This is a genomic window from Methanobrevibacter sp., assembly GCF_030539555.1.
Taxonomy (GTDB): Archaea; Methanobacteriota; Methanobacteria; order Methanobacteriales; family Methanobacteriaceae; genus Methanocatella.
Genome location: NZ_JAUNXX010000135.1, coordinates 1 through 2,078 on the forward strand (window position 1 = coordinate 1; position 2,078 = coordinate 2,078).

Genomic DNA, 2,078 nt, shown 5'->3' on the forward strand with positions numbered 1-2,078 from the left:
AATGATTTCTGATTACTCTTCAGTGGCGTTTGACTTTGCCTATATGCTGAAACCAGTGATTTACTACCAATATAGTCATGACTACAACTTCGAAGAAGGTTATTTCAAGTACAAGACCATGGGATTCGGAGAAGTCATTGAAAAAGAAGACAAATTAATAGATGTTATTAAAGAATATATTGAAAACAACTGCGAAATGAAAGAGGAGTACATTAAAAGAGTAGATAGTTTTTATAAATATAATGATAAAAATAATTGTAGACGAGTTTATGATGCAATTTTAAAGATGTAATATGGGATTGTTATGAGTTTTAAAGAAAAGGTCTTATCCAAAAGCAACAGTTATAATTTTTATAAAGAACAAAATGAAGAGTTACTCAAAAAAAACAAGGAATTGGAAAAGGAACTGAGAACTCTCAAAAAGGAACTATTTTTGATTAAAACAGATGAATCCAACATTTTAAAAAAGGAATATGATAATTTAAAAAACGTTACAAGCTTCTGTAGTTGGGATCTTATCGAGTTTTACCTGACTGATGAATATGAAGATAAACTAAAAGAAGTTACCAAACACTTGCCATCCTATGCCAAAAAGATATTCAAATGGTATTTCCTTCGTGCAATGGTAGTCAGCATGATTAGAAGAGACACACTGTATTTCAACTATGAATTGGAAAATCAGGAAAAATTCACAAATTTCAAATTGAACAACTCCGGAAAAAATGAAATTGCCGGATTCAAATTTACAGGTAGCTACAATATTCATCCATTTATCGAATCAGGATTATCAGAAAAGGATTTGGAATACATTAAAGACAAAGACATTATCGATGCGGGCGCATTTACAGGAGACACTAGCTTACCATTATACAAACTCACTAGTAAAAACATTTATGCTTTTGAACCGTTTAAGGAATCTTACGAATTACTGAAAAAGAACATTAACGACAACAACATTGAAAATATCATTCCAATTAACAAATCTTTAGGAAACATTAACGGAGAGAGATCTTTATTCTTATCAGGAAATAACGTGCAGGGAATCACAAACGACCCAGAAATTAGACCCTATGACGAAGTTTTAAAAGTTCAAGAAACTACAGTCGACCAATTTGTTGAAGAAAACAACCTCAATGTTGGATATATCACTATCGATGTTGAGGGGGCGGAAATGGACCTGCTTGAAGGGGCGATTAACACCATAAAAACCCAAAAACCAATATTGTTCATAAGTATCTATCATAAGGTTTCCGATTACTTTGATATCATCCCCTGGGTTGCGAATTTGGATGTCGGTTATGAATTTAATGTGCTTAAAGACAATCCATGGAGCTTTTTAGCAGATACCATGGTTCAATGCAGATTAAAATATGATTAAGGAGTGAAATATTTGAGCGATTATAAATTATCAATAATCATCCCCACCTTTAACTCTGAAGATGAAATTGATAAGGCATTTGATTCTGTAAAATCCCAAACAATAGGCTTCGAAAATATTGAAGTCATTTTTGTGGATGATAACTCAACAGACAATACTTTAAACATCCTCAACAGTTACTCTGATAAATATGATAATGTTAAAGTGATTTCAACAGATGAAAACAGCGGTTACGCTGGAAAACCTAGAAATATCGGTTTAAAACACTCCACCGCAGATTATGTTTTATTTTTGGACAGTGATGATCAACTACTGATTAATGCCTGCGAAGTACTATATGGCAAAATACAATATTCCTATGTCGATATTGTCATTGGAGGGCAAATTAACGTTTTTGGAAATGGAGTGCAGCAACACAATCCACCAATACTGTCGAACAATGAAGAAAATTTCTATAAAAATGTCATTAATCATAAATTGCTTTCAATGAGACCTGCAATATCTGCAAAACTATTTAAAAAATCATTGTTAATTAACAACAACATAGAATTTCCAGAAAATCTTCCAGGTGAAGATTTGGTATTTTTGCTTGAAGCAATACTGAATTCCAAAAGCATCATTACATTAACAAATTCTTATATATATTACAGAAACTTGGATGGGAGCTCAACCACGCTAAACTTAAGTGAAAAATATTTCT

General features: G+C 32.1%; 3 protein-coding genes. All 3 read left to right on the plus strand.

The window, feature by feature from the left end:
• A partial coding sequence (locus tag Q4Q55_RS10470; RefSeq protein WP_303372738.1) for a CDP-glycerol glycerophosphotransferase family protein occupies positions 1 to 292 on the plus strand: 292 nt, incomplete at its 5' end.
• A 12-nt stretch (positions 293 to 304) separates the two neighbouring features.
• Entirely contained in the window at positions 305 to 1,378 is a 1,074-nt protein-coding gene (locus Q4Q55_RS10475; RefSeq protein WP_303372739.1) for an FkbM family methyltransferase, read from the plus strand.
• 12 nt (positions 1,379 to 1,390) lie between these two features.
• A partial coding sequence (locus Q4Q55_RS10480; protein ID WP_303372740.1) for a glycosyltransferase family 2 protein occupies positions 1,391 to 2,078 on the plus strand: 688 nt, incomplete at its 3' end.

Bases quoted from the DNA above. Each gene is read 5' to 3' on its own strand.
- Q4Q55_RS10475 (WP_303372739.1), top strand. From the start codon at position 305: ATGAGTTTTAAAGAAAAGGTCTTATCCAAAAGCAACAGTTATAATTTT.